Annotated in this window: 23 protein-coding genes; 7 read left to right on the plus strand and 16 right to left on the minus strand. The window is 53.7% G+C overall.

The genetic code is table 11. The annotated features are described in order from the left end of the window. The first annotated feature begins 8 nt into the window (after positions 1 to 8). Positions 9 to 866: a mechanosensitive ion channel family protein gene (locus G8770_RS07670; RefSeq protein ID WP_167184261.1), complete on the plus strand. Its 858-nt coding sequence runs from the start codon at positions 9 to 11 to the stop codon at positions 864 to 866. Positions 867 to 1,042: 176 nt separating this feature from the next. Next, the gene (locus tag G8770_RS07675) at positions 1,043 to 1,765 is read left to right on the plus strand and encodes an NUDIX hydrolase (RefSeq protein WP_167184265.1); all 723 of its coding nucleotides are present in this window, start codon (positions 1,043 to 1,045) and stop codon (positions 1,763 to 1,765) included. Here G8770_RS07675 and G8770_RS07680 read toward each other — a convergent pair. The 10 genes from G8770_RS07680 to G8770_RS07725 form a co-directional block, all read right to left on the minus strand. After that, complete coding sequence (locus tag G8770_RS07680) at positions 1,762 to 2,625, minus strand: ion transporter (RefSeq protein WP_425050169.1); 864 nt, start codon at positions 2,623 to 2,625, stop codon at positions 1,762 to 1,764. The genes G8770_RS07675 and G8770_RS07680 overlap by 4 nt on opposite strands. A gap of 241 nt (positions 2,626 to 2,866) precedes the next feature. Then, positions 2,867 to 6,493, minus strand: coding sequence for an ATP-binding protein (locus tag G8770_RS07685; protein ID WP_167184268.1), 3,627 nt, complete (start codon positions 6,491 to 6,493; stop codon positions 2,867 to 2,869). Positions 6,494 to 6,495: 2 nt separating this feature from the next. After that, a complete protein-coding gene (locus tag G8770_RS07690; protein WP_167184271.1) occupies positions 6,496 to 7,350 on the minus strand; it encodes a DUF4194 domain-containing protein in 855 nt (284 codons plus the stop codon). Next, positions 7,343 to 8,857 carry a Wadjet anti-phage system protein JetA family protein gene (locus tag G8770_RS07695; RefSeq protein WP_167184274.1) on the minus strand — a complete coding sequence of 505 codons (1,515 nt, stop codon included), beginning with the start codon at positions 8,855 to 8,857 and terminating at the stop codon, positions 7,343 to 7,345. The genes G8770_RS07690 and G8770_RS07695 overlap by 8 nt, the downstream gene beginning before the upstream one ends. Before the next feature lie 195 nt (positions 8,858 to 9,052). After that, positions 9,053 to 9,262, minus strand: coding sequence for a DUF3012 domain-containing protein (locus G8770_RS07700; RefSeq protein ID WP_167184277.1), 210 nt, complete (start codon positions 9,260 to 9,262; stop codon positions 9,053 to 9,055). Positions 9,263 to 9,340: 78 nt separating this feature from the next. Next, positions 9,341 to 9,532, minus strand: a complete 192-nt coding sequence (locus G8770_RS07705) for a DUF3012 domain-containing protein (protein ID WP_279537116.1) — start codon at positions 9,530 to 9,532, stop codon at positions 9,341 to 9,343. A 107-nt stretch (positions 9,533 to 9,639) separates the two neighbouring features. Further along, positions 9,640 to 10,650, minus strand: a complete 1,011-nt coding sequence (gene hemB, locus G8770_RS07710; RefSeq protein WP_208022112.1) for a porphobilinogen synthase — start codon at positions 10,648 to 10,650, stop codon at positions 9,640 to 9,642. Next, positions 10,647 to 11,030 (minus strand): carboxymuconolactone decarboxylase family protein, encoded by a 384-nt coding sequence (locus G8770_RS07715; RefSeq protein WP_167184283.1) that lies wholly within the window; start codon positions 11,028 to 11,030, stop codon positions 10,647 to 10,649. Before G8770_RS07715 ends, hemB begins: the two co-directional genes overlap by 4 nt. A 4-nt stretch (positions 11,031 to 11,034) precedes the next feature. Next, positions 11,035 to 12,411, minus strand: coding sequence for a cysteine--tRNA ligase (gene cysS, locus G8770_RS07720; RefSeq protein ID WP_167184286.1), 1,377 nt, complete (start codon positions 12,409 to 12,411; stop codon positions 11,035 to 11,037). Positions 12,412 to 12,517: 106 nt separating this feature from the next. Then, the gene (locus G8770_RS07725) at positions 12,518 to 14,197 is read right to left on the minus strand and encodes a glutamine--tRNA ligase/YqeY domain fusion protein (RefSeq protein WP_167184289.1); all 1,680 of its coding nucleotides are present in this window, start codon (positions 14,195 to 14,197) and stop codon (positions 12,518 to 12,520) included. 257 nt (positions 14,198 to 14,454) lie between these two features. On the opposite strand from G8770_RS07725, the gene G8770_RS07730 reads away from it, so the two are divergent. From G8770_RS07730 to tsaA, 3 genes are all read left to right on the plus strand, one after another. Continuing rightward, on the plus strand, positions 14,455 to 14,949 hold the full coding sequence (locus G8770_RS07730) for a peptidylprolyl isomerase (protein ID WP_167184292.1): 495 nt from the start codon (positions 14,455 to 14,457) through the stop codon (positions 14,947 to 14,949). A gap of 95 nt (positions 14,950 to 15,044) precedes the next feature. After that, positions 15,045 to 15,800: a UDP-2,3-diacylglucosamine diphosphatase gene (locus tag G8770_RS07735; RefSeq protein ID WP_167184295.1), complete on the plus strand. Its 756-nt coding sequence runs from the start codon at positions 15,045 to 15,047 to the stop codon at positions 15,798 to 15,800. Positions 15,801 to 15,811: 11 nt separating this feature from the next. Then, positions 15,812 to 16,558, plus strand: coding sequence for a tRNA (N6-threonylcarbamoyladenosine(37)-N6)-methyltransferase TrmO (gene tsaA, locus G8770_RS07740; RefSeq protein ID WP_341771101.1), 747 nt, complete (start codon positions 15,812 to 15,814; stop codon positions 16,556 to 16,558). Positions 16,559 to 16,681: 123 nt separating this feature from the next. Here the strand turns inward: tsaA and G8770_RS07745 are convergent, their stop codons facing one another. Both G8770_RS07745 and G8770_RS07750 read right to left on the minus strand, forming a co-directional pair. Beyond that, positions 16,682 to 17,551, minus strand: coding sequence for an HpcH/HpaI aldolase/citrate lyase family protein (locus tag G8770_RS07745; RefSeq protein WP_167184299.1), 870 nt, complete (start codon positions 17,549 to 17,551; stop codon positions 16,682 to 16,684). 145 nt (positions 17,552 to 17,696) lie between these two features. After that, positions 17,697 to 18,608: a LysR family transcriptional regulator gene (locus G8770_RS07750; RefSeq protein ID WP_167184302.1), complete on the minus strand. Its 912-nt coding sequence runs from the start codon at positions 18,606 to 18,608 to the stop codon at positions 17,697 to 17,699. 276 nt (positions 18,609 to 18,884) lie between these two features. On the opposite strand from G8770_RS07750, the gene G8770_RS07755 reads away from it, so the two are divergent. Further along, positions 18,885 to 20,039: an iron-containing alcohol dehydrogenase gene (locus G8770_RS07755; protein WP_167184305.1), complete on the plus strand. Its 1,155-nt coding sequence runs from the start codon at positions 18,885 to 18,887 to the stop codon at positions 20,037 to 20,039. A 49-nt stretch (positions 20,040 to 20,088) separates the two neighbouring features. Beyond that, positions 20,089 to 20,514, plus strand: coding sequence for an acyl-CoA thioesterase (locus G8770_RS07760; protein WP_167184308.1), 426 nt, complete (start codon positions 20,089 to 20,091; stop codon positions 20,512 to 20,514). 117 nt (positions 20,515 to 20,631) lie between these two features. Here the strand turns inward: G8770_RS07760 and G8770_RS07765 are convergent, their stop codons facing one another. From G8770_RS07765 to G8770_RS07780, 4 genes are all read right to left on the minus strand, one after another. Next, complete coding sequence (locus tag G8770_RS07765; protein WP_167184311.1) at positions 20,632 to 21,291, minus strand: outer membrane protein; 660 nt, start codon at positions 21,289 to 21,291, stop codon at positions 20,632 to 20,634. Between the two features lie 385 nt (positions 21,292 to 21,676). Further along, the gene (locus G8770_RS07770; RefSeq protein ID WP_167184314.1) at positions 21,677 to 21,898 is read right to left on the minus strand and encodes a FeoB-associated Cys-rich membrane protein; all 222 of its coding nucleotides are present in this window, start codon (positions 21,896 to 21,898) and stop codon (positions 21,677 to 21,679) included. 51 nt (positions 21,899 to 21,949) lie between these two features. Continuing rightward, on the minus strand, positions 21,950 to 23,809 hold the full coding sequence (gene feoB, locus G8770_RS07775; protein WP_167184317.1) for a ferrous iron transporter B: 1,860 nt from the start codon (positions 23,807 to 23,809) through the stop codon (positions 21,950 to 21,952). Beyond that, positions 23,806 to 24,123 carry a FeoA family protein gene (locus tag G8770_RS07780; RefSeq protein ID WP_167184320.1) on the minus strand — a complete coding sequence of 106 codons (318 nt, stop codon included), beginning with the start codon at positions 24,121 to 24,123 and terminating at the stop codon, positions 23,806 to 23,808. The genes feoB and G8770_RS07780 overlap by 4 nt, the downstream gene beginning before the upstream one ends. Positions 24,124 to 24,418 lie beyond the last annotated feature (295 nt).

Raw genomic sequence — 24,418 nt, forward strand, 5'->3', positions numbered from 1 at the left:
AAATAGAAATGGAAGACAATCTGGAAAAAGAGCTGGAACAAGCCCAAGAAATATACGCGCTGGTGGTCGAATTTTTCGTCAATTACAGTTTTCAGATACTGGGCGCCCTGTTGATTTTAATGTTTGGCATGTACGTGGCCAAAAAAATCAGCAATGTCATCTATGAACTGTGTCAGAAAAAACATCTGGACATCACCCTCAGCCGCTTTATTGCCTCCGTGGCTAAAATCATCATTATCGTCATGGTGGCGGTGATCGCGCTGGGTAAGATCGGCGTCAGCGTCACCCCCTTCCTCGCGGCTATTGGCGCTCTTTCTCTGGGGGCTGGTTTAGCGGTTCAGGGCCTATTATCCAATTACGGAGCGGGCTTGAACATTATCCTCACCCGGCCCTTCGTGGTCGGTGACACCATCAATGTACAGGGGGTGTCCGGGCAGGTAAAAGAGGTTCAGCTGGCTTTCACCATACTTACCAACGAAGACGGAACGCAAATCACCATCCCCAACCGCCACATTGTCGGTGAGATCATCCACAACTCCTTCGAATTCACCCTGGCCGAACTGAGTATTGGCATTGCCTACAGTGAAGATCCTGACAACGCTATCCACCTGATTGAAACGTCCCTAACCGGTCTTGAAGGGGTAACCGATGACAAGCGCCCACAAGTGGGTATCGAGTCCTTTGGGGACAGCAGTGTGAACCTCGGGATTCGACTCTGGCTGCCGACCCAACAGTATTTCACCCTGCTCTATGAGGCCAATCGCCGGATTTACGCTGCCCTGAAGGATAATCAGGTGGTTATTCCATTCCCGCAACAAGAAGTACGGCTGCTGAATGAAGTCCCTCCCGCCGCCAGCCATCAATAAACCGGAACCGAATCCATCGACCGCTTCTACTCAAGCGACACACCCTGTCAACATGGTCTCTGACGTCTTATCGACATGGCTTGTCCCAATTGAACAAGCCCCTGTCAGGTTTCCCCCTTGCCCCGGGCTGCTGTTTTCCCCAGAATATTTACACAATAAAAAAGCAAGGCTGAATCATGCCAGAACCACTGAACGCCCCGTCATCTGACTCCGCCGCTTCGGTCCCAGCCGACCCTGCGGCCACCATTATCTTATTGCGCCCGGCCCGGCAACAATTCGAGGTGCTGCTGCTTTTGCGTGCCCAAGCGCTGAAGTTTGCTGGTGGAAGCTGGGTCTTCCCGGGGGGGCGCATAGAGCCCGACGATGCCCCAGGAATGCTCTTGGAAAGCTGGGATGCCGCCAGAATTGGGGCCGCAAGAGAATGCCAGGAAGAAGCCGGCCTGACTCTGGATCCGGACAGTTTTCTCCCCTATTCCCAATGGACCACGCCAGAACTTGAACGCAGGCGGTTTTCCACCTGGTTCCTGATCGGCTGCCTCGACGAAGATGCCGAGGTGATCGTGGATGATGGCGAAATTGTCGACTACCAGTGGCTGACGCCATCTGCAGCCCTGCAAAAGCATCGACAGCAGCAGCTGTCGATCATGCCTCCGGCTTATTTGACCCTGCTGGAACTGTCCCGACTCGACTCTATTGAGCAAGCCAGGGCTTTTGCTCAATCCCGTGAGCCCATTTTTTATTTACCCAAAATGATCAAAAACGACAAAGAGGTCAGTATTCTCTATGCTGACGACGTCGCTTACCACAATGGCGACTTGCAACAGCCCGGAATACGCAACAGGGTTACGAAAGGGGCTCAGGGCTGGGAGTACACCCACTGCCCCGCCTCAAGCGGCTAGAGCTCTCGTGCTGGCTGCGGTGCAGCTTCCGGGTTGGAGGCATTCCTTGCAGTAGCGACATTCTCCACCAACAGCTGTTTCAACGCCTGAATCTCCAGATGCAAATCGGTGATGGTAGGCTCACCCGCGGCCACGGCCTCCGCCTTGGCCACGCGCTGGTGCTCTTCCTCCAGCACATTGACAACAATGCCGATGATCATATTTAAAAACGCAAAGGCGGTGAAAAAGATAAACGACAGGTAGTAAAACCAGCTGAGGGGGTACTCAGTCATCGTTTCATACATAACGTCAGTCCAGTCTTCAAACGTCATCACCCGAAACAGGGTCAGCAGGCTGACGGCAATATCCCCCCACAGCTCCGGGTTCACCGAGGCAAAAAAGGTACTGCCGATGGCGGCATATATATAGAAAATAATAAACATCATCAACAAAACGTAACCCAGCTGTGGCATCGCTTTGAGCAGTGAGTTGAGCAGCATGCGCAGCTCAGGGATGATGGACACCATCCGCAGGACCCGGAATATTCGCACCAACCGGCCGATCAAGGCCATGTCACTGTCCTCAATGGGAATCAGACTGACCACCACAATCAAGGTGTCAAAGATATTCCAGCCACTGCGGAAAAACCGTTTTTTATCCGGCTCTCCCAGAAACCGAATCACGATTTCCACCAGAAAAATAACCGTGATCGCCCAATCCATCACCACCACAGCTTGCAACAAGGCTTCTGGCAACGGGTAGGTTTTGACACCAATCACCAGCGCCGAGAAGATAATGATTCCCACCACAAACAGCTCAAAGGCCTTATTGGAACGCAGCTTGTAAAATGCCGCCTGCCATTGGGCATTATTATCCATCATCGTAGTCATACTTTGCTTTTCTACCTCTAATTGCCAATCGATTGACTGGCCACGTTTTAACAGTTCAATTTGCTTGTGAGCCGTTTAATGTGCTGGTCACCAACCCCATGCACCGTTCAACGACTCAATGTTCCGCTGGCAATCAATTCAGCCGTTACCAATGGCCAAAACGATTTAGCCTTTTCGTCCCGAAATCAATAATTTACCACTGGCGTTTCACCGCTCGCTATAACCTGGGCGTCTATTCAACCTCCTCGAGAAAATCCAGCGAAGCCTGCTGCCGAATGGTTCGGCGGTGGTTAGCCATGAGCGCCGCGATTTTCTCTTTATCGCACTGCTGACGGTCCACCAGAACCCGGGTATGCAATTCCCCAACGGGTTCTGCGGTAGGACACTTGCTGAAAATAAACTGATTGCTGATCAGGTCCATAAACGGCCCGGATTTGCTGGAAGGCATAATAAACATCAACTGTAACCCCAGGCTCTCGGTCAGGTAACGGATGACTTCCTTGGACCGGTGCTCGTCCATCTTGGAAAAGGCTTCATCCACCAGCACCATGCGCAAATGAGACTTGCCTTCATGAAAACGAAAAGCCGAGGTGATGGCCGCACTGCGAATGATGTAGGCCGGCGTTTCCAGCTGCCCACCAGACCCCGTGCCATATTGACTCAGTGCAATCGGCGTTTTACCTTCCGGTTTCTTGTAAATTTCGTAGCGTCGGTAGTTGCGATAATCGGCGATCCGCACCAGTTCCCGCATGGCCTTGTGTTCGTCTTCATCCAGCAACATCGCCATTAACCGGTTGCGCACCTTTTCGTGTTTACTGCTGAGCTCCATCGTAAACAGTGTCTCGCCGTCCCCCAGACTGGGGTTGTCGATCACCGCTTTGAAAAACTGCCAGTATTCTTTGAATTCCGGCAACCAGTCCCAACCGAACTCGAAACTTTCCCGGTCGGCACCAAAGCGATGATGTTGCAGCTCCTCGTTAAGACCCGATAAAGTCTTCTCACCGTCGTTGATGGCCTGATAAATAGAGTGACAAAGATTGGTGACAAAGGCGTTGTTAAAACTTTCCCGCAAACTGGAAAGCTCTTCATAACGTTTTGCCAATATGTTGTTTTTATAGCGGTTGTACAAATTATCGAGCTGCCGCTGCAGATCACAGACGCTCTTGAAGTTGGCGCGGCCAAGACTGTGGGTAAAGTCCAGCTCAAACGCCAGACCATCGGCCCCCTGACACAGCTGATTGTGCTCCAGAATTCGCCGCTGCAAGCTGTGTAGCTCACTGTTAAGCTCAGCCGACAACGTTGCACAAGCCGCCTCAAAATAATCGGCGCCATGCACCTCGACCCGCTCATCCGCCACCGCCAGCTGCTGCTCGACATTGAATTCAGCCCAAATGTTGGACAGGCTGCGAATATTGTCTTCTGCGGTTTCCAACTGCTCCAGATTGGTATCCTGCTCTTCGTTCAGCTGTTTGCAGCTGCGATCGGCGCGATCCAGCTTGGCACGAATTTCAACTCGGGTATTTTCAAGCTCAATCAGACGGGACTCCTGCGCCTGCTCATCGCTTTTTAACTGCTGCAACTGTTGCTCGAGCTGGTCGAAATCCGATAAGTCCAGTTGTTTTAAGCTCCGCTCAGCGTTGAGCAGCTTTCGCTGCACCGCCAACATGGCTTGCAGTTGATCGGCGTAGGCCACCGGCTTCATTTGATCCACCGACTGCAACAACAGATGACTTTCATTGGCGTAATCGGAGCTCTTTTGCCATTCGACCTGCAGTGTCTGCAGTTCGCCCTGCTTGGCCAGCAATGCCTTTTCGCGGGCGGCCTGGCCAAACACCAGTTCACTGTCATCGATATCACAGCGAAACATGGCGTAGTTGCCTGACCCCAGGCATTCACGGGTAACCCCGCGACGGGTTGAGCGCAACGACTCGGCGTCTGCCACCCGTTGCAGCTGGCCATAACTGGCTGTGATATAGGCTTCGGCCGTGGAATGCCCAAATGCCATGACATGCAGAATGGAATCCTGATGCAACTGATTCAGCTTGTCCGCATCACGCTTGGCTTTGTGTCCCTGAATGACACGGGCTCTGCTGCCACCCGACATCTGACGCAGCAGACGAATGGCGTCGGCTTCGTAATCCGGCTCCACGATAATGCCAAAACGGGCACCACCGATGTAACCTTCGATAGCCGATTGCCAGGCACTGTCAACAACTTCCACGTAGTCACAGAGCACCCGGGCATCTGCTTCAGGCAGCTGCCGGTTCAAAGCCTCAAGGGCCTGTCGCACATAGTTGGGATAGACGGCTTGCCGTTGCTCCAACAGTTGAATCTCAGCCTCTTTACTGGTGACCTGTCTCTTCAGGCGTTCACTGGATTGACGACGCTTGTCGCGCTCCTGCGCCAACAAATCTCGCAGACTGGTATCACGGGCTTCGGTGGAAAACCAGGCGCTGACCAAACGGTTGTGCAGTTGCTGTTGCGCGAGGGCTTCATCAAGGTGACTTTCCAGTGGAGAAATATCAATCCAGTCACGATTAAACAGCGACTGGAAATCAATGCTGGCCAGTTCGACCGCGACTGCCGAGGTCGTTTTGGACAGCGTTTTATCGGTCAGTTCGGGTATCTCCAACGACAGTGACGTGTGCTGTAAATTTTTCTGAATTTGTCCCGCCGCCTGCCGGTTACGTCGCAGCTGCTCATCCTGGCTCAGCAGCGGCTGTACGCAACCGGTCAGCTGCGCCTCGAGCTCGGCCAGGCCTTTTTCCAGCTGGTCTTTATCGCGTAAAGCCGGCACCTGCAGACGACTCACTTCCACTTCCAGCAGACGCTCACGGATGTCGCGCCGCCGAGTTTCGGATAAGTGCTTGTCCCGCTCATTAGACTGTAACTGCTCTTTCAGGCTTTGCTGCAAACCTTTTTCTTTCAGGTAGCGTCCCTGACACTGGGTATAGCGGCTGCGAGCCAGGCTGTAATCCAGTAATTGCTGCTCCAGCCATTGGTCGATAAAGCGGTTGGCGTTGTCCCGACCGGCCTGCAAACGCTCTGTGGCTTCGCGCAGCTCGCGCGCGTCACTCTCCATGTTGTGAATGCGTTTGAGCATGGCCGACACATCGCGAATAGCATCGCCCAGATCCCGCGGCTCCAGAACTTCCTGTGCTACAAACTCATCAATGCCTTTGATCGGTTTGTACGCCATGAAGCGGGAAAAGGCCCGCGCGGCATTCATCGCCTCACGTTCAGACACCGCGTCACGGCGGCCGCGCAACACGCCATACAGACGACAGAGATACGCTTTCTTTTTATCGTATTTTTCGACTGCGCCGACACCAAATTGTTTTCTCAACAAGGTGTACACCCGGTCCATGGGCAAGACATACCGCCCGCCTTTATCCTCTTTCACCAGGTCAACCAGCGACAGGCTGACATCAGGAAGAATGAAGAACTGACTGTCATCCAAACGTGCCACTTTTTGCTGGCCGGCCACCTCCACAAACGCACGCATGGCAAGCAGTGCCGTAAAGGCTTCAGCGTCTTCACCGGGGGTGGGATGAAAAACCGCCGCCAAATAGCCATCACAAGCATCCGGGCGGGCGTAAGCGCCATCATCACAGCCCAACACATAAGACGCCAGGGTTCTGACTTGCTTGCCGCCACGCCCGCGCTGGGTGGATTCATCCTGCCCCGGGTTAAAGTGAAACAGGTTGTCGTGAGCTGCCGTCATGACGGTTTGTATGGCATCCGCAGCCGTGGTTTTGCCGGAGCCATTGCCTCCCGAAAACAGGTTGATCGGCCCAAAATCGAATTCGGCGTGCGGAATATTGCCCCAGTTGACGTAGATAAACTTCTTTAAATACATGACTATTCGTCCTCATCCAGCAGCGGTATATCGACATCTGATGCAAACAGTGAGCTGCCCCCCTCATGGGCGATTCCACTGACGCAATCACTTTCAATATCCGTTGGGGCTAAAACTTCTCGGTCGACCGTCACCTGCGTGAGTTCATCAATATCGGCTTGCGTTTTTTCTTCAAGTTGCTGCTCGTGCAAAGAGTTTTCTGACAAAGCGCTGTCAACCACGTGCGAAGCGGTTAACAGACCTTCAATCAATTCGTTACTGACCAGATTGACTACCATAGGCCGAACCTTCATCCAGCTATCTCCACTGAGGAGATCAGCGTCAGCACCGAAACGGATAACCCGCAACTGTCGCAGACGCTTGAACAATTGCTTGCGCTCAAGTTGACTGTCCGGCAGCGAGCGTGACAGGAGGTTTTTCAGGGATAGAGCCAGAGCTTCTACGGACAAATTGACACACCCGGTTTCATCCACCTTGCCTTCACGCAAGGACTTGTCGTACTCGGTACGCAGTGTCAATATGACCGCCACTTCGTGTTGGTTGAGGCGTGAACGCAGCCCACCATTAAACGGCGTATCGGATTCGTCGTCGAGCCCCGGCACCCTTGCCCCGGGCGGAATCAAGCGGACATACTGAAAGCGGCTATCGTGATGCAAGCGCACACCCATTAACGCCAGATAGTCATCAACCAGGGATTCAACACGAACAAAGCGATCGTAAAGATCAGCTTCGACCCGGCTTTCATCACGACACAACACACCATAGTCCAACAGCCGTTGGATCAATTCCAACCAGTCACTGTCTTTCAGGTTTTCCGCAATGAGCGCTTCAAACAGGGATTCCTGCAAGCTAGACATGCTGATCGACCTCAATCAATTCAATTACAAATTCATCCCGACGTGAGAAGTAATCTCCGCCTATAATTCCGGCACTCGCGGGCAACCACTGTTTACCATCATCGCCAAGGCTGACCGGGTGTACGGCAAACCGGTATTCACTGGAAAGGTTATCCGCTGCTCCCACTTCAATGGCATGGGCAATGGACAACAGATCCCGGGCGTTGTGAATGGGCAGATGCCGGGTATTAATACGGCCGGAATTCGTCAGTGCCCGACTGATGTATTGGCGAATCTCCTCGCCCTGAATGGTGAATGCCTGATCCAGAGCCTGTTGCACAAACAGCTCGCGACGGGCTTGCCGATCAATTTTCTGTCCGTCTTGCACTCGGCTGAGCACTACGCGCTTACCGGCCCGGGTCTTCAACTGAATCTGGCCCGGATCAATATAACCCAGGCTGACCCCGGACAGACTATCGGCAGCGCTAACAAGGCGTCGACCCTGCTCCTCCTGAGACAAGCTGCTGAGCTGCTTACAAGCTTCCAACAGCCCATCGTCACCCTGGGAATGGATATAGCTCAACTGGCGCATAATAATATCGGCCCGCTGGGTGAAGCTGTTGAGTGAGCGCCGCAAGGCTGGCAACATACCTTCACAGGCACTGCGCAGCCGCTCCTCAATGGCGACCAACAGATTTTCCAGAATCGATTGGCCCGGAACCACTTTATCCGGCAACAGGCGACGCAGCCTGACTTCCATCACGGCCCGCCAGTCTTTGTCTTTGTCCTCGCCTTCACCGCCATATTTGCGTTTGCGACGCACCTGTTTAATCAGTGCGGCTATCTGATCACGGTATTTTTCCACACTGTCGGCGGACAAGCGCACTTCCAAATCCGGTTTGAAGGTGTTTTCCATAAAATCGAAAAACTCGTCCGTCGCCTGCTGAATCAATTGGCGGGCTTCCACTTCTTTCACCAGCTGCCGTTTGCGGTCTTCCAACTCCGAAATAACGTCAGTAAAGTCACTGATAATACGCTCTGAGTATTCATAAGCATCCAGCAGGTCGTGGATCTCGCCTTGCTCCAGAAATGCCTGCAAGCTGTTACGGGTATTGCGGGTGTTGCGGTTACGAGTACGGAAGCGACTGCTGTCCGTTTCGATAAACGGCTGGGTAAACAGACGTCCTACTTTACTGAATGCATAGGAACTTTGCAGTGTGGCTTCGTCCAACTGCTTTTCCAGCCAACCATACTCCAACAGCGTATTGAGGATGAAACCAGCCAGTTCACGCTGGTTACGAAAGCGGCCCTCCTCTTCACCTTCGGCCACTTCAGACTCCAGCACCGGAGCCCGGGCAATGGCCTCTTGAAAAATTTCAACCACCTGATCGCGGTTACGCACATGACCAAAATCACTCAGGTCGGTATACAGACGCTGATACAACAGGCGCAGACATTCGACCACGACTTCACGATATTTCCCGGTCAGTGGTTTGAAAAAATGAGGACGAGAGTCAGAAAAAAACATGGACAGGTTGTGCCGCTGATGATTGATGAAGCGTCGAATTGATCGGAGTGTTAAAACCAGAACATCCCGCATGGATGAGCAGAAAACTGCAGGCCGCAGTTATCTGCCGGATATTGAAATCAACCTGAAACAATAAACGGTCGCGTCGTCTTCTGTCTTGAAAGCTGAATATCCAGCGCGACAAAAAGTCACCACCTACTCTTCAGCATCGTCATACAGGCAGGTTTTTGCAAAGCCCAGTGTTTCGGCTTCAGTCCATTGATCGTTTGGCTTATCCACCATGGCATCGCACCAGGCTTCCCCCACCAATTCGGATTCGGTGTTGCCTTCCAGCATGGACAGCCCCGCCAATACCGCCAGCAGGCCAATAAGCAATAAACTCAGAATGCCTAAATATTTTTTCATTGTATTTCCAAAAAATTGTCTGCCGACCTGACTCTACTTTTTCCAAAATCCGACGATACTGATGAGAACGATTTCGGACTATTTGAAAATACAATACTTGGCAAAATCCGCAGCCTCATTGGAGGTCCAGTCCCCTTTTGGCTTTTCCTTCATCGATTCACACCAGGCATCACTACCAACTTCAGGGGCACAGCCCATTAATGCGACGGCAGCCACCGACAACATCACCAAAGCGGATCTTTTCAGTAAACGAGTTGCGCTAATAGTCATAGTTTCCATCTTATCGTTTTTGAGTGTTTACATGTCTAGGCCCGAGGGTTAATTCGGAGCTGAACAAACGTCTGGAGCCTGCTAACCCCACCACATCAGAACTGGAGTCAGGGCCCTGCGTTCAGCCAATCCGCAATTTGCTCGGCATAATATGTGATGATCAAATCACAGCCGGCCCGCTTGAAGGCTGTCATGATTTCCATCACGATGGCCTCTTCGTCAATGACGCCAGCTTGCGCGCCCGCCTTGATCATCGCGTACTCACCACTGACGTGATACACCGCCAGCGGTCGCTCGCTGTGCTGGCGAATATTGGCAATCACATCCAGATAAGCCAATCCGGGTTTGACCATCAGAATATCCGCCCCTTCCAGCTCATCTTGCATGGATTCTGCCAGGGCTTCGCGGCTGTTGGCCGGATCCATCTGATAGGTGGATCGGGTGCCCTTAAAGGTACTGTCGACGGCATCGCGGAACGGTCCGTAAAATGCGGAGGCAAATTTTGTGGAATAGGACATGATCGGTATGTGTGAAAAACCCGCCTCATCCAGGCCCTGACGAATGGCCGCGACCATGCCGTCAATCATGGTCGAAGGCGCAATCATATCGACACCGGCTTCGGCAGCCACAACCGCTTGCTTTTGCAGGTTGGTCAATGTCAGATCGTTATCGACATCCAGCCCCTCATGGGAACCCTCACAGAGCACCCCGCAGTGTCCATGCTCGGTGTATTCGCAAAAGCAGTTGTCACTGATGACCACCATTTCCGGCTGGGCGTGTTTGGCCGTGCGTATACAGCGGGCCATTAAGCCTTCACCGTCCCAGGTATCGGACCCTACCGCATCTTTATGGGTCGACACACCAAACAGCAAGATTGCGCGAATGCCTTTCGACCAGGCACGTTGAACCACCTCGGCCAGCTGAGACTCCGGGTAGCGAACCACACCCGGCATACTGCTGATGGCCACCGGTTCAGTAATGCCTTCTTCCACAAACAAAGGAAGAATCAAATCCTCAGTGTGAAGTCGGTGCTGACGCACCAGACTGCGCAGCACAGAGGTTCGGCGCAGGCGACGAAATCGAAATTCCGGTGTGATTGTCTCAGACCTGCTCATCATGCTGACTCATCCCAATTATCAATGATTTCACGGGCAGCGCGCATGGCATCAATGGCCGAAGGAAAGCCACAATAAGCCGTCGCATGCAAGATGACCGCACGAATCTCTTCTTTGCTGCAGCCGTTGCGCAACGCACCGCGAATATGGCCTTTCAGCTCATTGGGTGCCTTGAGCGCAATCAGCATGGCAATGGTAATCAGGCTGCGGGTGTCTCGGGGTAAATCGTCCCGTGTCCAGGGCCCGCCCCAGGCGTTTTCCATTACCAGATCTTGCAGGGGCTGATCAAAGTCGTTGGCGTTGTTCAGTGCCCGGTCGACAAATTCATCGCTCATCACTTCACGACGAATGGCTTCTCCGGCTTTCTGGTCTTCAATGCTCATCAGTTTACTCCCTCCGCCACTTGGTGCCTTCACGGGAATCTTCAAGCACGACCCCCTGAGCTTTGAGCTCTTCACGCACCTCATCGGCTCGTGCATAGTTCTTATCAAGTTTGGCCTGCACCCGCTCGGCAATCAGGGCCTCAATGGCCTCCGCTGAAATTTCATCGGCGTTGCCGCTGTCAGTGAACCATTGCTCCGGGTCTTGCTGTAATAACCCCATTAACTCACCGGCCTTGAGCAGCAACGATTTGTATTGCGGCTTATCAGCATCGCCGGCCTTGTTCAAATGACGCGCCAGCTGTCGCAGCTCACCCAACGCCACTGGCGTGTTCAAGTCATCCTGCAGGGCGGCGTAAAAAGGTTGTGTTTTGACATCAACGTCTACGACCGGCACATCTTTGGCCTCGCGCAGAGCGCTGTAAAAAGCGTCCAGACGGGATTTGGTTTCCTCCAGTAAATCCGTAGAAAAATCCATCTCGGAACGGTACTGTGCAGAGAGCAACGCCGCGCGAATGACCTCGCCTTTGTACTGGGTCAGCAATTCTCGAACGGTGCGGAAATTGCCCAGGGATTTGGACATCTTCTCACCGCCAATATTGATGTAACCGTTGTGCATCCAGTAACGCACATACTGTTTGCCGTCGTGAGCGCAGCAACTTTGGGCCACTTCGTTCTCGTGATGGGGAAACACCAGATCTCGACCGCCACCGTGAATGTCGATGGTTTCCCCCAGATGGGTTTCAATCATCGCGCTGCACTCCAGGTGCCAACCGGGGCGTCCGTAGCCCCAGGGACTGTCCCAGCCCGGCTCATCACTGCTGGATGGCTTCCACAGTACGAAATCACCGGCGTACCTTTTGTAAGGCGCGACCTCAACCCGGGCACCGTCGAGCATGTCTTCCAAAGAGCGATTCGATAGTTTTCCGTAATCGTCCATGGACTGAACGGCAAACAACACGTGGCCCTCGGCCTCATAGGCATGCCCCTTATCGATCAGCCGCTGTACCATGTCCACCATCTGCGGTACGTGATCTGTCGCGTAAGGCACAATCGTTGGCTGCTGGTTATTCAGCTGCGCCATATCGTCTTCGAATTCTTTCGCGTAACGTGACGCCAATGTCGAGATCGCCTCACCGTTTTCAGCCGCCGCCTTCATGATCTTGTCATCAATATCCGTGATGTTTCGGGCGTAAGTGACTTCAGCGTATTCACTTTGCAACACGCGAAACAAGGTATCAAACACGACCACTGGGCGCGCATTGCCGATGTGTACCAGGTTGTAAACCGTCGGACCACACACGTACATTTTAACCTTGTTCGGCTCCAGCGGCTGAAAAGCTTCTTTCTGTCGGGTTTGCGTGTTGTAGACGTGTAAACTCATTAAATTTCCAAATCTTGTTGGTGATGATTGTCCGCAGCGCCATTTGTCACTGGCTTGCTACTGCGCAGGCCCAAACCTGGGCTGGCCAGACAGTCTGGCCCCGTGCTTAAACCTTGTTCGCCCAATTATCTTTCAGGCCGATGGTCTGGTTAAACACCAGCTTGTCAGCGCTGGCCAATTTACTGTCCAGGCAAAAATACCCTTCCCGCTCAAATTGATAGGCCTGCTCCACAGCTGCGCTTGCCAGGCTTTTTTCAGCCTTACAACCGGTCAATATTTTCAGCGAATCCGGGTTCAAGACATCAAGAAAGTTTTTGTCGCCCGCATCCGGAGCTGCGTCATTAAACAGGCGATCATACAATCTGACCTCGCAATCCAGGCTGTCATTGGCATCCACCCAGTGAATCACGCCGCGAGGTTTAATGCCTTCAGGGGGATTTTCACCCACCGTGCCTTCTACCAGGCTGGCAATGACTTCGATGATATTGCCCTGCTCGTCTTTCACGGCCTCATCCGCCTTGATGACGTAGGCACCGCGTAAACGTACATACTCTCCCAGCACCAGACGCTTGAACTTTTTACGGGACAAACTGGTGTCTTCGGTAAAGTCTGAGCGGTCAATGTAGAGGTCGCGACTGAATGGCAGTTCGCGACTGCCCATTTCGTCGCGATTGGGGTGTACCGCTTGCGTCATTAGCTGCACTTCAGCATCGGGCATATTGCGGATAGTGACTTTCAGAGGATCCAGCACACACATGGCACGTGGTGCGCAATTGTTCAGGTCATCGCGCACACAAAACTCCAGCTGCCCCACATCAATGGTGCTGCCGGATTTGGTGACCCCAATCATGTCACAAAAATTACGCAACGATGCGGGGGTGTAGCCGCGGCGGCGCATTCCGGAAATGGTCGGCATGCGCGGATCGTTCCAGCCATCCACGTGGCCTTCATCCACCAACTGCTTGAGCTTGCGCTTGGAGGTTACCGTATAGTTGAGCTCCAGACGTGCAAACTCATACTGAACCGGTTGCGCCGGTACCGGCAGATTTTCGATAAACCACTCATACAGAGGACGGTGGTCGGCAAATTCCAGCGTACAAATGGAATGTGTCACCCCCTCAATGGCATCTTCCTGGCCGTGAGCAAAGTCGTAAGTGGGGTAAATGCACCACTTGTCGCCAGTCTGGTGGTGACTCTGTTTACGGATCCGGTAAAGCATTGGATCGCGCAGATTCATGTTGGAGCTGGTCATGTCGATCTTGGCGCGCAGGGAACAAGCCCCTTCGTCGTACTCGCCGGCACGCATTTTTTCAAACTCTGTCAGATTTTCGTCAACACTGCGCTCGCGATAGGGGCTGTCTTTGCCCGGTTTGGTAGCCCAGCCACGGTGCTCGCGAGCTTCATCGGCGGTCAAATGACATACGTAGGCCTTGCCTTCCCTGATCAGGTGCAGGGCCCACTCGTACAAGGTATCAAAGTAACTGGAGGCGTAGCGGACGTCGCCGGCCCAGTGAAACCCTAACCAACTGACATCGTCCTTAATGGCATTGACGTATTCCAGCTCTTCTTTCGCCGGGTTGGTGTCATCAAAGCGTAAATTACACTCGCCACCGAACGTTTCAGCCAGGCCAAAATTCAGACAGATGGATTTTGCGTGGCCAATGTGCAGATAGCCATTGGGTTCAGGGGGAAAACGGGTAATCACCTTGGAGGTTTTACCACTCTCCAGATCTTGTTTGATGATTTGCTCAAGAAAATTCAAAGGCTTGCTGGTCGCTTCGCTCATGCTGTTACTTCAATCCCCTAGTGGCTGCGGTGAGCCCTGTCCAAAATATCGACTCCGGCGGTCAAGATACGATCAAGCCCAAGAATAGGTTTAAGGAGGCCATACTCCCGCCGGCAAATCGTGTATTATAGCCGTCTCGACGTGCTCTAAGCACCCACCAAATAAAGATTTTTTGCTGTCTCGCACGTCCCTCCGGGTTGCGTCAAGCAGCGGCATTCAAAACCCCCTTACAAGGGCAGTTTTCTCAGGAGACAACCATGATCACACTGCACACCAATTACGGCGACATCAAACTGGCACTGGACTTTGAAAAAGCCCCCAAGACAGCCGCCAACTTCAAGCAATACGCCGAAGACGGCTTCTATGAAGGCACCATTTTCCACCGCATCATCGATAACTTCATGATCCAGGGCGGCGGCTTTACAGAAGACATGGTCCAGAAAGAAACCCGTGAAACCATCGAAAACGAGGCCGACAACGGCCTGAAAAATGACATGTACACTGTGGCTATGGCCCGCACCATGGACCCGCACAGTGCCACCGCTCAGTTTTTCATCAACGTCAAAGACAACGACTTTCTCAATCACAGCGGCAAGAACGCCCAGGGTTGGGGTTACTGCGTATTCGGTAAAGTGGTTGAGGGCACAGCAGTGGTCGACAAAATCAAAGCGGTTAGCACCACCATGGTGAGCGGTCACCAGGACGTACCTGCTCAGCCGGTCACCATCGACAAGGTTACCGTAGAAGGCTAATCGCCGTTTGGGGTTCCCGGCATCAGCCCTGAACCCCGACACTCCCTGCCCTTCCCTAGCCTGTATACCACGTCAACAACAGCCTTGCCCACATCATGACCACACTGTTTATTTCTGACTTACACCTGGATGCCAGCCGCCCGGACATTACCGGAGCCTTTGAGCGGTTTATGACCCAGATCGCCCCCAGCGCCGACGCGCTCTATATCCTGGGGGATTTTTTTGAAGCCTGGATTGGCGACGATGACCGCAACGACTTCAATCAGCACATCGTCAATCTGCTGAAACGCTATACCGACAGCGGTAAATCCTTGTTCCTGATGGTTGGCAACCGCGATTTTTTACTGGGAGAGGAGTTCGCCCGGCAGTGTGGAGCGACTCTGCTGGATGATCCGACCCGCATTGACCTTTACGGTACCGCAACGCTGTTAATGCACGGAGACAGCCTGTGCACCAAGGATGAGGAATACATGGCGTTTCGTCTGCAGGCACGCTCCACACAATGGCAACAGCAATTACTTGCCCAGCCTATTGAAGCCCGCAGGGCCCTTGCCAGGCAGTTGCGTGAACAAAGTAAATCCATGACCAGCCTGAAAGCCGAGGACATCATGGACGTAACGGCCAGTGAAGTCCTTCGTGAGATGGAAGACCATCGGGTCACCCGCATGATCCATGGCCACACGCACCGCCCCGACCGGCACTCGATTAAACTGACAGGCAGCGAGGGGGAGCGCATCGTACTGGGCGACTGGCACGATCACCTCTGGTGGCTGGAAGCAGAGCCATCGGGCAGCCTGCAGCAACATAAACGCCCCATCGACCAGCCGAACCTGCTCGTCTCAACTTCGTAACCCCTGTTGCCGTGAACTCACCGACTGACCACAAGCTGTGCCCTTATCATTTCGAGCCCATAGGCTGGGTGCACAGCCCGTACAAAGAAAAATTTGCCATCCCCCGCCAACCCGGATTGGTGACCGCAGCACAGTCTCATATCAGGCTGCGCAGCGACTGTAATCGGGAAGAAATTCTGCGCGGGCTGTCCGGTTTCAGTCACCTCTGGCTGGTCTTTGTCTTCCACGAAGCCCTGCGTGCCGACTGGAAACCCATGGTCCGGCCACCCAGACTGGGCGGCAACCAAAAAGTCGGGGTATTTGCCAGCCGCAGCCCGTTTCGGCCCAACCCCATCGGTCTTTCGGTGGTGACGCTGGAAGACATCAAACAGGTCAACGGCCAGTGGCAAGTTCACATCGGTGGTGGTGACCTGTTGGATCAGACCCCGATTCTGGACATTAAGCCCTATATCCCGTACGCGGATTCCCACCCGGATGCGCGGGGCGACTACGCTCAGGAAGCTCCAGTGACTCTGGACAAAATTGAGTTTAGCGCGCTGGCCAGCGAGCAGATCACCCACCTTGAACAGAAGTACCCTCGCCTTCACACCCTGATTACGCAGGTTTTAAGCCAGCAGCCAGAGCCGGCCTATCACAACACCAACGCTTGTGCGCACACAGCAGCCAGGGTTTATGGCATGGCGCTCTACGACCTGAACGTCAGGTGGGTCCGTCAGCAGGAAGGCCTCGTCGTCACGGAGGTGACGCCGCTGGGCTGAGTGCCCAGCCTGTCTGGCTCTTGCTTACCGCAAATCACTCCCTGGCTGACCACCCCGCAGTTTCGTTTGAAGGCCCGCAGCCCGGTTCTATCACCTGCCCTCTTCTGTCGCTTGATAGCCCGCTCAACCTTGCATGCTGGCGATGGCTGCCGCGATCGCCAGAGTCCGTTTAGCTTCTTCTACATGCAGGTTTTCCACCAACTTGCCATCCACAACCACAACCCCCTTGCCCTCGGATTCGGCCTGGGTGAAGGCCGCAATAATACGCTCGGCACGATCGACTTCCTGGGGTTCAGGCCCAAACACTTCATTGGTCACCGCAATCTGATTCGGGTGAATCAGGGTTTTACCATCGAACCCCAGATTTCGGCCTTGCTCGCAGATTAAGCGCAAACTTTCCTGGTCGTGCAAATCCAGATGCACACCGTCCAGGGCATCCAGACCATTCAGGCGAGCAGCCAAGACACACTCACTCAGCGCGACAATAAACCCGATGCGGTCCGGGGTATGGGGAATACGCATCTCTTTGGCCAAATCCGACGTCCCCATCATCAACAGACTCAAGCGAGGATGCGAGGCGGCGATGGCCTGAACATTCACCAGCCCCCTGGGCGTTTCAATCATCGCCCAAACCGTGACGGATTCATCCGCGCCCCCCCGATTTAACAGCTCAACCACGCGCAGCACCTGCTCTGGCGATTCCACCTTAGGAACACAAACTGCTGCAACCGGAGCGCTGGCCACGGCCAGTATGTCGTCCTCAGACCACGGAGTGTCCAGACCATTAACCCGAATGACCATCTCCCGGTAACCGTACCCCCCGGCTTTTACGGCATCGACCACCTGCGCTCGGGCGGCTATTTTTTGCTCCGGCGCCACCGCATCTTCCAAATCCAATACCAGTGTGTCAGCCGCTAACGTTTTGGCTTTCTCCAGTGCCCGGCTGTTGGAACCTGGCATATAAAGCACTGAGCGACGAGGTCTTATATTCATACTTTTCTCATTTAAATCAACTAGCTGGAAAGTGGCCTTAAAGCAAAATCAGGCGACAAGTTCATGTGGTTTCTATTTTGATGCAAGAGCGGTCGCCATGTCGACTCTGACGGACACCAAGGTGTAAAGCCCAGGCACTAATGCTTCAACTTTTCAGTTTGTGGTCTGAGACCAGCAGTATTTCATTGCGCAACCAGCGCTGAGCGGTGTCGCCGTCACTGAACGGATGCCAGAGCATATCAATGGTGAATTGGCCCGGGTCAAAATTCATCGGCAAAGCCTTGACTGGCAGACGCTCACTAAAATAGTCGGCATAACTGCCGGCAATGACCATCGCGTATTGGCTCTCGGCCACCAACATGGCCCCGGAGGTATAGGTGCTCACCACTACCGAGATATCCCGCTGGACATTTTTTTGATCGAGCCAGTGGTCCACCATGCCCCGGCGGCCGCTGTTACTGACCCACACAAACTGAAGAGCCAGAAAATCCTTTAAGCTCAGGGACTGCTTCGGGCACGGGTGATCCCGGGCAACCAAACACACCAGTTTATCGGTGCGTAACGATTGCCGGTTAAAGCGGGATGGAACGTCCAAAAAGCGACCGACGGCCAGATCCACACTGCCCTGTTCCAGGCCTTTTTCAGGGGTTTCAGGTCCCAGGTGATGGACAGCAATCGAAATGGAGGGAGCAATCTTTTTCCACCGCGGCAATAACCGGCTCAGCAACTCCACCCCGATAAAATCCGGTGCCGCCAGCGTGAAACGTCTGCGAATCTGACTGGGGTCAAAGGCATTTGTAGGCAATAACGCCCCTTCCAGCTTCCGCAACCCCTCTTTGATTGGTGCTTTGAGCGACAGTGCCCGCTCCGTCGGCTCCATCCCCTGCCTGGTCCTGACCAGCAAGGGGTCATCCAGTAAACGCCGCAAGCGCGCCAGGGCGTTACTCACGGCCGGCTGGGTCAAAGACAGCTGCTGTGCAGTTAATGAAACACTGCGGGTTTCCATCAGGCTATCGAAGGTTTTCAATAAGTTAAGGTCAAATGACTGTAATGACATACTCTGGCCAGCTGTTGAGATTTAATTTGAGGACATTTTGCCCTCAGGCATTATTTATTTTGCTTATAAGGGTATTTTAAATATAAATTTTTCATATACAACATGAATTGGCACAATGCCCAACGCCAGAACCGCCGGTGCAGTGGGTCCCCGGCCAGATTTAAGCGATGCCACGGTGCGGGCAGTGTCAATTAACAGTATACAGCGACTGGCCAGTCATGATCACAACCACCGCCCGCCGCACGCCACCAAGCAGGCAATACAGAGAGCTCAGACATGAATAACTTCAGTTTCACCACAACCAAGACGCTCATCAATGCCCCAGGCAGTCTGAATGACTTGGCCACTCACTGCGAGGCTCTTGGGGTACAGCGGCCCCTCATTGTCACGGATCAGGGAATCGTCGGCGCTGGTCTGCTGGAACAGCTGGAAACGGTCATTAAGGCCAGCAATCTGGCCCACGCAGTCTATGACCAGGTTGTCGCTGACCCGGCTGAAGCGATTGTTTTTGCCGCACTCAAAGTGGCTAAACAGCATCAGGCGGATGGCATTATCGGATTTGGCGGCGGAAGTTCCATGGACACTGCCAAGCTCATTGCGTTACTGGCCCGCTCGGAGGAAAAACTGGAGGACATTTACGGAGTTGATCAGGTCAAAGGGCAACGCCTGCCGCTGATGTTGATACCCACCACGGCCGGAACCGGTTCCGAAGTCACTGCGGTGGCCATCATTACCACCGGTGAAACCACTAAAGCCGGTGTCGTGTCCCCCGTTCTGCTGCCCGACATTGCCCTGCTCGACGCCGAATTAACACGCGGCTTACCGCCTCATGTCACAGCCGCTACGGGCATAGACGCCATGGTTCACGCCATTGAAGCCTACACCAGCGCTCACAAAAAGAACCCCTATTCCGACATGCTGGCCCGGGAAGCACTGCGTCTGATGGGAGCCAATATCGTCACGGCGGTTAAAGACGGTAACAACCTGGAGGCCCGACAAAACATGCTGCTGGGAGCCTGCCTGGCAGGTCAGGCTTTTGCCAACGCGCCGGTGGCTGCCGTTCACGCACTGGCTTACCCTCTGGGCGGGCACTTTCACATCCCCCACGGGCTCAGCAACTCTCTGGTGCTGCCACACGTGCTGCGTTTTAATGCCCCGCATGCAGCCCCGCTGTACGCTGAATTGTGTGACATTCTGTGCCCGGAGGTAAATTTGAGGACTGACGCCGACAAAACAAATGCACTGATTGGCTATCTGGAAAAGCTGATTGAAACTGTCGGCCTGCCCTCAACACTCAGTGAAGCCGGCGTCACTGAAGCATCGCTCACCACCTTGGCTTCAGATGCCATGCTGCAACAGCGATTATTGATCAACAACCCCCGGGAAGTGACAGAAAGCGACGCCTTGGCCATTTACCAGGCCGCTTTTTAAGCGCGCCCAGACGGTATGATTCTTATTCCAGAACCCCAAAGGACACCCCATGAACGACATTTTACAGCGTAGTGATTTTGGCTTTTTTCTGCCCATTACTACCCGCTGGATGGACAACGACATCTACGGCCACGTGAACAATGTAACCTATTACTCTTACTTCGACACGATTGCCAACAGTTACTTGATTGATGCCGGCAATCTGGACATACACGACGGGGACGCTATTGCCTTTGTGGTGAATTCACAGTGCAACTACCACCGTGCAATTACCTACCCAGAGAAAATCGAAGGCGCCTTGCGGGTGAATCGATTGGGCAACAGCTCGGTGGAATATGGGATAGGCATCTTCAGAAGCGGTGAAACAGAGGCCTGCGCCACCGGGACCTTCACCCACGTTTTCGTGAAACGTGACACGCGCCGTCCGACCCCCATACCCGACCAGATCCGCACCGCGCTCTCAAAGCTCGTATAAGCTTTGGGTTTGCCAAAAAAATCCCACGCCCCGGATTCAGGTCAGGGGCCCAAGGCCAGAGGGCATCACCGGCAATAATATACGGCATAGAGCGCCCTCTGCCTCATCGAGCCCCCCCTAGAACATCCAGCCCAGTTCACAGCGTATCGAACTCACGCCCGGATCAAAGTCGTTCTCGGCCTCGACAACGGTGTAGTTAATACTCCCCCTGGCAAAAAAGTGCCGGTCAAATTCAACACGAAATCCGACTCCCGCTCCGTAAGTGAAAGCGGTGTCATCGTAGGTATCATAGTAATTTCTGCAAATGTAACCATACCAGGGATCCCACCAGCAGCCGGTCACCGGCGGCCCGTCAGATATGTTCGAATCGATATAGGCCCACCCCATGCCAACCCGGACAAACGGAGTAAGCGGCCCCGGCACTGCGTGCCAAGTGGCACTAAACATACCGGTGTTGACATTCATTTCATGATCAACGGCAACCAGACCGACTTCGTCTGTATTAAACACAGCCTGGTAAGCGGGCTTGTAGTAAGACAGGTCCAACCCCAGGGAAAAGGCCTGGGTTAAATTGAACGCAAACCCAAATCCGACGCCAAAATCCCCATCGATATCAATTGAAGACTGATTTGCCCCTGATACCTTTTCCTTACCGGTGAAAAACACCTGCATCGACGCTTCCCATTTACCGTCTCTGTTCCCCTCAGCCTGTGAGGCAACACAAAACCCCAGAATAAAGCAACTGATCGCGGCAACAAACACACTGCGAGCCACCATGGCATTTCTCCTTGTGCAGGTTCAGATGATTTGCAGATGAGGTACCCCGTCAAAACACACCCGCGTGTTGAACTTTGGCAATCCATCAATGACCGGCGTTTGCCGAAAGCGGACCCCGTTAAGTGGCACACCCGTCAAAACACAGCGCCTTTTAAACACGGCGCCTTTTAAACATAGTCATTAGAGCATCAAAAAACCAACAGGGAGCTGTGAACAACGGTGGGGTTACGCCGGAAGCTGAGCGTTTATCGAACAGGAAAAGGCAAATCGCACTGAGCTGAACGCGGGCTCACCTTTTAAAACGCGGGCTCACCTTTTAAAAAGCAGAACTGTTGCGGAAAGAGTCAACTGGGGGCTGAGACAGCCCCCCTGACCGGTCAGGGAATCAGGCAGAGCTGCCTGGCTGAATACGAATAACACAGGGTACATCCCGCTGTTCATCCAGCTTGGCGATCTCTGGCGGGCTCTGACTGGAGGTGCAGGCAGACTGCGAAGAACAGCCACCGCAGCCACTACCACAGCCACCCGCTTTGCCGGGCAGCATGCGCCGAACCACCACGATAACAGCAAGGGTCACGCAAATACCAACGATCACTTCTTGCCACATAGATACCTCCTATTTACCGCGAATTTATTATTCATGCCGCCAGGATGAACTTTACCCCAGCAGCGCCGTCGCGATTTGATAAGTTAGCACTGCCGCCAGGTAGGCCAAGCCGAACAGATACACCGTAAAAAAGGTGGTGGCCGCGGCCGAGTTTGTTTCGCGACGAACAACTGCAATGGTCGCCAGGCATTGCGGCGCGTAAACAAACCAGGCCAGGTAAGCCAAAGCAACCGGCAATCCCCAGCTGCTCCCCAACGTCTGCCCCAGAGCCATCTCGACGGAATCGCCGCCCACGGCATAGACCGTTGCCAGAGCGCTCACCGCCACCTCACGGGCAGCCATTGCCGGAATTAACGCAATGCACATCTGCCAGGTAAACCCCATCGGCTCGAACAGGGGCTGCATAAACCGACCGATCTGACCGGCAAAACTGTATTCAATGGCAGGACCTACCGCACCAACAGGCGGTGCCGGAAAGGTCGACAGCGCCCACAACACGACCGAGAGAGCCAAAATGATGGTACCGACACGACGCAGGAACACCCAGGTACGTTCCCGCAGGCCCATAAAAAGGTGGTACGCTGAGGGCCAGCGGAATGCTGGCAACTCCAGCAACAGCGGATATTCTTCCCGTGTGTTGCGCAAACGCAATACCCAGGCCACCAGCGCAGCGCTGACTATCCCCGCAATGTACAAAGCAAACAACGTCAAGCCCTGTAAATTAAAGAAACCAAACACTGTATCGTTTGGGATAAAGGCTGCAATAATCAGGGTGTAAACCGGCAGGCGTGCAGAACAGGTCATGAGCGGAGCAACCATAATGGCAATGGCACGCTCACGAGGATCCGGTACCGTGCGGGTCGACATAATGCCCGGCACCGCACAGGCAAAGCTCGACAGCAATGGAATAAACGAGCGCCCGGAAAGGCCCACACCACGCATCGGGCGGTCCAGCAGGAAGGCAGCACGGGTCAGGTAACCTGAATCCTCCATCAGCAAAATGAAAAAGAACAGGATGATAATTTGCGGCAAAAACACCACCACGCCACCAACACCCGCGATCAGACCGTCGACGATGAAATTTTTCAGTATGCCGTCTGGCAAGGTGGTTGCCACCAGTTCGCCCAAGCCTGTAAAGCCGCCATCGATCAGGTCAACGGCCGGCGTCGCCCAGGCAAATACGGCCTGAAACACCGTCAGCAATACCACAAATAACAGCGCCATACCCGCCACCGGGTGCATGACCAAGCGATCCAGCCTGTCTTGCCAGTTGGTTCTGTCGGCTGGGATTTCGACGTTCGCATTCATCAGGCCTTCGATACGGTGATACAACGACTCGACGGATTCTGTTCGCTGCGCCTGATCATCACTGATGACCTGGGTCGTGCGACCTTTATGCAGTTCCGCGGCCTGAGCAATGGCATCCTTGAGGGCAGCGATGCCCTGTCGGCGCAGTGCGACAGTTTCAATAACCGGTATGCCAATTGCCGCCGCCAATCCTTCGGTGTCAATTTTGATGCCGCGACGTTTGGCTGCATCCACCTGATTGAGTGCCAGCATCATTGGTCGACCCAGCTTTTCAAGCTCCAGCACCAAGCGCAATCCCAGCCTCAGATTGGTGGCGTCGACAACCGCGACCAGAACATCGGGGGGAGCTTCACCGGCCAGCTGCCCAAGGATCATATCCCGGGCAACCTTTTCATCCAGGGAAGAGACATGCAGACTGTAGGTGCCCGGCAAATCCACCAGCTCGACGTTTTCACTGATGCCAGTGATTGGCCCGAGCCGGCGCTCAACGGTCACACCCGGATAATTGGCCACCTTGGCACGGGCACCCGTCAGGTGATTAAAGATCGACGTTTTTCCACAGTTCGGGTTGCCAACCAGGGCAAAGCGAATGAAATCACTCATGCCTGCGCCTCCAGTGTCGTCACCACCAGCTTACTGGCCTCGGTGCGGCGCAAAGCGAATTTCGTCCCAGAAACCTTAACCGAAATGGGGTCTCGGCCCAAAAAACCATATCCCAACACCGTCATGGTTGTGCCTGGCAGAAACCCCAGCTCTTTAAGCCTTAAAGTGACCTCTTCATCGTGTTCACCAAAAGCGGGTTGCGCAACCAAGTCCTGCAAGCGCAAGCACTCGCCTTTGTTGCATTGATCAAGAGTACGAAAACTGGATTGCAGGGCATTGTCGTCACTGCCGGAAACACTGGTAATTGATGTCATAAAGCGAAATACAACCGAACAGATAAATGAGATTTATTACCAATTAGAATACCTTCTTTGTTCAGCCTAGGCAATCTAACAATTACCAGGTCAGCGCCTTATCCCTGGCACAACGGTTCTGAGCCCACCAGACCCGAACCTGCCCGGCTCCATGGGCCATGCCCCCTTCAATCCACGGGCCATGCCCATTACTAAATAGAGCCGTTAATTAAGAGCAGATGCCTATAAAGAATTTAAAACCATAGCACTTCTATGACTTTACCTTATTTAACATTGTCATCTACTCTGATTAGAG

The sequence above is a fragment of the Pseudomaricurvus hydrocarbonicus genome (assembly GCF_011602365.1).
Classification (GTDB): domain Bacteria; phylum Pseudomonadota; class Gammaproteobacteria; order Pseudomonadales; family Cellvibrionaceae; genus Pseudomaricurvus; species Pseudomaricurvus hydrocarbonicus.